Origin of the sequence: Massilia mucilaginosa (assembly GCF_011682145.1) — a bacterium.
Lineage (GTDB): Bacteria > Pseudomonadota > Gammaproteobacteria > Burkholderiales > Burkholderiaceae_D > Telluria_A > Telluria_A mucilaginosa.
In genome coordinates, this window is the sequence record NZ_WHJH01000104.1 from 1 (window position 1) to 5,989 (window position 5,989).

Annotated in this window: 3 protein-coding genes and 1 pseudogene; 2 read left to right on the plus strand and 2 right to left on the minus strand. The window is 55.1% G+C overall.

Annotated elements, in window-relative coordinates; all coding sequences use genetic code 11:
• Together F2P45_RS33570 and F2P45_RS33575 are read left to right on the plus strand one after the other, a co-directional pair.
• A pseudogene (locus tag F2P45_RS33570) lies at nucleotides 1-405 on the plus strand (AAA family ATPase); the annotation flags it as partial.
• Nucleotides 402-611, plus strand: a complete 210-nt coding sequence (locus tag F2P45_RS33575; protein WP_166882550.1) for a hypothetical protein — start codon at nucleotides 402-404, stop codon at nucleotides 609-611. The pseudogene F2P45_RS33570 and the gene F2P45_RS33575, both read left to right, overlap by 4 nt.
• Nucleotides 612-925: 314 nt before the next feature.
• On the opposite strand, the gene rdrB is transcribed toward F2P45_RS33575, so the two are convergent.
• Together rdrB and F2P45_RS33585 are read right to left on the minus strand one after the other, a co-directional pair.
• The gene (gene rdrB, locus F2P45_RS33580; protein WP_166882551.1) at nucleotides 926-3,706 is read right to left on the minus strand and encodes an antiviral RADAR system adenosine deaminase RdrB; all 2,781 of its coding nucleotides are present in this window, start codon (nucleotides 3,704-3,706) and stop codon (nucleotides 926-928) included.
• A 1-nt stretch (nucleotide 3,707) separates the two neighbouring features.
• Nucleotides 3,708-5,876, minus strand: a complete 2,169-nt coding sequence (locus F2P45_RS33585; RefSeq protein ID WP_166882552.1) for a hypothetical protein — start codon at nucleotides 5,874-5,876, stop codon at nucleotides 3,708-3,710.
• Nucleotides 5,877-5,989 lie beyond the last annotated feature (113 nt).

The following is a 5,989-nucleotide window of genomic DNA, read 5'->3' on the forward strand; positions in this document are numbered from 1 at the left end:
AAACGGTCGTGTTTTCCATGCTTGCTCCGGTATCAAATCGAAGTAGCAAGAATGCGGAAATTCGGATTAGCCAGCAAGTCTGGGGTTTATGGAGCGCTTACTGCGCAAACGCTTGAGCGCGCACCCTATGCGGCCCTGCACGGGCGCATCGCCGCGCGGGTGCAGTTGCGGCCCGTCGTCGAGCGCGAGCGCTTCGCCCTACTGATCGGGCATGCTCTGAAGACTGCCGGCTGCCAGCATACCCTGCTGGCCGATTCGGGCATGGAGGTGTTACGTCAGGCATCGAAGGGCTTACCGCGCATCGCCGGGAGGATCTTGCACACCGCCATGCGGCTGGCCGTGCCGAAAGGCTTTAACCACTTGCCGGACGACCTGCTGCAACAAGCCATTGAGGAGCTGCGATGACATCACGCCACAAATCTCTATTGCCGGCACCGGATGACATCTCGGACGAGACTGCAGCGGTGCTGACCGGAGTCCTGTCTGCACTGGCCAGCGTCTGCGAAGTACGCTATCTGGACAAAATTCTGCGCCATCAGGCAGGCCAGCTGGCGGCGAAGAGCCGGGACCACGACCCGGATCGTCCATGGGTACGCCGCCCTCCCGATTAAGCGCGCGCCCACAACATCAAGCATGGCCCCTGCCAGCCGCTTTCAACGTGGCCTATCCGGCAGGGGCGATTCGAGCCGAGCGGATGCGAGGTCGCCCGTTCAGGGCGTACCCCTGCGTTCGCCCGACGCTCCTCCAGAGCGGTCGGCCACCGAACCAAATCTGCCGCCACCAAGATGCTTCCGACCCATGATCGGCGGCGGAAAAGACCTTCCGAAAAAACGTCGGGACAAATTCGAAAGTTCAACCTCGAATAGGGTGGTACGCCGCTCCTAAATTACTGCGGAACGTAACACCGAGGGGCTTACTTAGAGATTCAGCGACCAGCAAGCCGCCTCACCCAAACAGCTCGGTGCTTTCGGCGGAACTCTTCGTGGCCGAACTCACGCAGGCGACTCAGCCAAGCCTCGGCATTCGTTCGAGTGACGCCGTGCTCTAGCGCTGCTGCACGGAGGAGAGCAAATTCGGTGCGCAATGTAGTTGGCGTAATCCCAGCATCGTCAGTGTTGACACACACGCGGATTGGCCCACGGCGGAGGCCAAAGCGGTTGAAGCGGTTACCCGGTTCAAGCCAGCTTTCGTCAGGGGGGTACCAACGGAAAATTGGATGCTCCGCATGTCTATTCATCCGTGCTACGTACACGTTGGATGTAGGATTGGCTTCAATGACGAGGCCCTTTTCATCGTAAACGTCGAGCAGCCAATCCTGTAAGGCTTCGATGAAGTCCAGCTCTTGCGCCGAGATTGTGTCTTCGATCAAGCCACTGCGACTTTCAAGATCAGCTTTCGCATCCCACCTTTCATGGTCGTTAAGTTCACAACGGATACGTACTCTGCGAAGTGGAGGGCTCGTGGCGCTGCAACCCGATTCCGGCGGTACTTTGCCACCGACCTGCTTCGCCAGCCACTTCCACCGTTGTCGATACAGTCCCACTGCGTTCGCCACTTCCAAGCCGTCTGCGGCCGTCGCCGCTGGATGGGCAGAAAACAAGGCGATATCAGGCACTGCGATTACGATTTTTCGATCCAATATCTTGCCCCGATTTTCGTATTCGATCAGTTGAAAAGAGCAATTGCGTCGTAACTGCCAAGCTCTAAACAGTAGGGCTGGTGTTATTGAGTTGACACGGGCGGCGGACTGGCAAGGGGCTGCCGCGGATCCGGGAAGTTCCATACACGCGCCGTGGGCCCACGGGACGAACTGCAACATTATGTGGATCCGACGCTCAAACAGCGGCAATACCTGGCTAGCCAGCGGGAGGCGTGCACTCATGACGCTCGCATAGTGCCAAACCCAGACCAGATTATCGAGATGCTCATCGACCGGCAGGATCATGTCGCCGTGCGCGCTTGCCCACGCGCGCACGGAAATTCCAAGCGCTAAGGCGTGACCCAGCCGGTCACCGCTACGCATTTCACAAAATTGGACCGTCTCATCCACGTGGCGCATGCCCGACACTGGGTGTGCGTAGTCTTCGCCCGCATGGACGCTTAAGTGCAAGCCGTCAGTCGCGGGTTCACCCTCATCCTTGCTCTTCAAACCATCACGTAACCAGCGCAAGGCAGGTGCGTAAATTTCGGTCTTTGTCTGATTTTCATCTCCCGCCACGTCAAGGCCGCGCAACCAGCGCGAAGGAACTAGCTGGAGCATTTCCTCGCCGTCGCTCATACCGCCCAGCATACTAGGGCGATCCCATTCGCCTTTGCTATGTTTGAATTCTTGAATCGATGCAGCGCTTTCCCACACCATTGCCGGATTGTGCAGCATTGATTTGGATCGTGAAAAATGGACGCAAAAATGCCACCTGTCCATCATGTCGCGATAGCGCTGTGCATCCCGTGCAGATAGTTGGCGCAAGCCGGTCGGCGCGATTACTCCGGTGGCTCGCGCGAGATGCCCAAGCCAATCGCCAATCGCGGTTGGCGTCAACACGTTGCTGCCAACTTTCAGCTCAGCCACGTCGTCAATTCCTTGGAACAGCGTCTTAGCAGCGCTCACGTGCGCGAAGCCCGCTTGAGTCTTGCGTCGTTTCCGATGGTAATACTCAATAAAGCGGCTCAGGCCTTGACCGTCCATTACAAGGTCACGTCGCGCGCACATTAAACCATTGAATAAAAAGAAGATTGCCATTCGCAAGCGGGGATGGCAATGGGGATCGAGATAATGAGTCCATAACCAGATTAGGAACCACAGCCAGGCTTGACCGATATCAAGTTCGACCATGCTGCGAGCAATTTGTTGACGCAACCAACGTGGATTGTCTGCCCGCACTGTTTGAACCTGACCCGTTAACCATTCCCATGACAGGTTGCTGGGTGCGTCAGTGGAGGATTGCATGCCGAGCGAGCAGCGGATGGCGTTGCGGATGCGCCTGTCGAGCGCCTTTGTATCGCCACCGTCGGCATGCGCGCGTTCCGTTAAATCTCCTTCGCGCAATAGGGCTCGGGCAAGATAGATGAGACTGGAGAAATCAATCTCGCTTTCGTACGTCCCTTCGGAAGCCGGCGCAGGAGCGCCGGGCAATAGACCAGCCATTAGCGCCATGCCAGCTTGATAGGCGCCTCCGATATGAGCATGATTTTCTGCTTTAGCACGGCCAGCGACAGTCGCCGGTCCGAAAAACGGCTGTTGCGCAGAGACTAGGCGAACGAGGTCGTGCGCGGCCAACGTCGGAGTTTCGCCGATGCGTTGAGCTAGCCGCCAAGCGACGAGCAGCGCCGGATCGATCCGTGCGCTCAGGCGAACGTAGTCTTGAACCTTATCGTCACGATAATGGATTACGTCGCCGTTCTCCACGAAGAGGCGGGCGAACAGCTGATCGAGAAACGGCATGATGTGCCCCTCGCTGCCCAATATCATATGATGCGGCCAGGTCAACTGCAGAGCGCTAGCAATATCATTTCGTCGAAAGCGGCGTGGATGGTCGGCCTCAAGAGCACCCTCAAGCAGTTTGTGGCAATCGTCCTGAAACCTCTTCATGTTCGGCAAGCCGGTGGAAGGTCCGCTTGGACATAAGGTCGATTTCAGCTTACTAGCCAGCGCCGAACTGGAAAAACACGTGGCGACGGCGAGTTCAAGAAGCGACTGTTCGAGCATATCAGGCGCTCGCCTCGCCAGCTCCCAGATCCTGCAATATCTTAATTTGCGTAAGCAGTCGATGCAGTTTGCTTAGAGCCGAGCCACCAGATTTTTTTTCCATGTCACGTGCGATTTGGATCGCATCTTCGGCGCCCAATGCTTCGAGCTCATGCTTGATTTCGTCGAAAATCTTCAAGCATGCGGGCAAGTCCATTTGCTCAATCTGATTTGCCTTCAGCGAATACTGCCTGATCAGCGGATTGAGAATTGAATTCGCTTTCTCGTAAGTGAGTTGTTCGCCGCCTCGCTTCGTTTCGACCGAGGAGGTTCTCGCTTTCGCGGGCGCATCCCCGGCCTCTATCATCATATTCCTATACACTTGTTCGAGCTTAGTTTTCAATGGATGGCTAGCAAGCAAGTAAGTGTAAGCTCCTGTTTGAAAATTGAAGTATGGCTTTTCGCCGGTGGCGGCTGCGTCCCTTTGAAGGAAGGGTTTGATGTTTTGAAGGTACAGCTGGTTCTGCTCAAACCGGGCATCTGCCTTACCAATATTTCGATAGGCTATTACTTCATCGAATCCAAAGACTTGGCCTTTTTCGAAACTGCCGAAAATCGCCCAGATCGCCCGGTACGCCTGCAGTGCCGTTCCAAAAACATCTAGTCGTGTCCCCTCAGGGTTGACGCGTTTATTGGTACTTCCTGCCACAAAGTGCGGCGTTGGCTCGTCTGCTTGATTGAAAAAATTTACCTGGTTGAAGTACTTATTGACGACGTTATAAATGAGCCAAGCGTTCGGCACCGATTCGAGTTCCGCTAGATTTGCCTTTCTCCAAGCATTTATCTTTTCGATCCAATCGCTCAAAGTATCACCTACGGCGACGTCTTCGTCGCCTCCATCGATGCCAGGTTCATCCTCGCCGTCGAAGTCGAAAGTCTTCGTGCTGGCGATGGCAGTCGCCGAATGAAAAGGTGGTCGGTCGATCAAATCCAGCACGCCGTCGACACTGACGTCGCGTATCAGGCTAGTGACTAGCAACTCGAGAATTCGACCGGTCAACGTCAGGGTAGTGCGGCTGCTTGAAGTATAGAAATTATAGTGAGTCATTAATCGGCGGACGAGTTCTGCATCTTCGACGTCGTCGCCTTTCAAAGTTTCGCTCTCGGCTATTGCCTTACCTGAATCGGTAATCCGACGACCAAGCTCGGGCCGGGGATATGGCAAGATGCTTGACTTCGGCAAGTTCTTGAAAAATCCGTTAGGAATCCGCTCGCTTAGGTGGTTCTGCCACTCGTCTTTGATCTCCTCAGACTGGGAAAACTGATAGTATTTTTCGTGTGCGCGGGGCGAGAAAAGATCGGTATCAAACACCGACGCTGTGCGCTCGGCAGGATTGTTCATGCATTTGCGGAAATGCTGGTTCGCCTTCAAGGCCAAGAAAATCGGCCCGCCGCGCTCGTGATGTTGGAAGTATGTCAGCAGGAGGTCTTGCCATTCAATCGCCAGTTTCGCGAAGGGTGGGGCGACGCCAGGTGTCGCAGGTTTTACCCTCGCTTGCAGCGTATCGTAAGCCGCTTTGCGGTCCTTCTCTCGCGCGCTCTTAGCAGACTGCCCACGGGTGGACGCGTAGTTCTTCGCAAACGCCTCGATGGCGTTTGCGATTTCTTCGCGCATGAATATTCGACGTCGCAGACGGAACCGATCCAACTCTCCGTCGATCGTCTTTCCAAGAGTGGACAGCAAAGGATACAAGTGCGAAACGAGTTGCGCAAACTCGCGGACGGTGTCGATGGGTAAGAACAAGAAGCTATTTTCTGCGCCATTTATGCGTTCGTTGAGAACGGCTTCTAACCAAAGCTGGAATAACGGGAACGAAATGACGGACTTGCCCCCGTCTGACAAAGTTACGGTCTCGTCGTTCAAGTAGGCCACGAGCCGCGGCACCTCGATCCGTCGAGGTAATGGCAAAATCTTACGCTGATACTCACCGCTCAATTTTTTTGCACGCAGAACTGCTAGGTCTGATTCGGCATAGCTGCGGTCGCAGAGACGACCGTGAAAATCACGCCAGATGACATCGTCATAGAGCTCAAGGTCGCCGCTGATGATGGCAATTGTGCATGGGGAAATCAGATACTTGCGCACTATTTCAATAGTCCCAAAAGCGTGCTGCAAAGGTAAGCGCTCCATAAACCCCAGACTTGCTGGCTAATCCGAATTTCCGCATTCTTGCTACTTCGATTTGATACCGGAGCAAGCATGGAAAACACGACCGTTTTTTGGGAGAAGCACGTTGCCGCGAT

Bases quoted from the DNA above. Each gene is read 5' to 3' on its own strand.
- F2P45_RS33575 (WP_166882550.1), top strand. From the start codon at position 402: ATGACATCACGCCACAAATCTCTATTGCCGGCACCGGATGACATCTCG.
- F2P45_RS33585 (WP_166882552.1), bottom strand. From the start codon at position 5,876: ATGGAGCGCTTACCTTTGCAGCACGCTTTTGGGACTATTGAAATAGTG.
- rdrB (WP_166882551.1), bottom strand. From the start codon at position 3,706: ATGCTCGAACAGTCGCTTCTTGAACTCGCCGTCGCCACGTGTTTTTCC.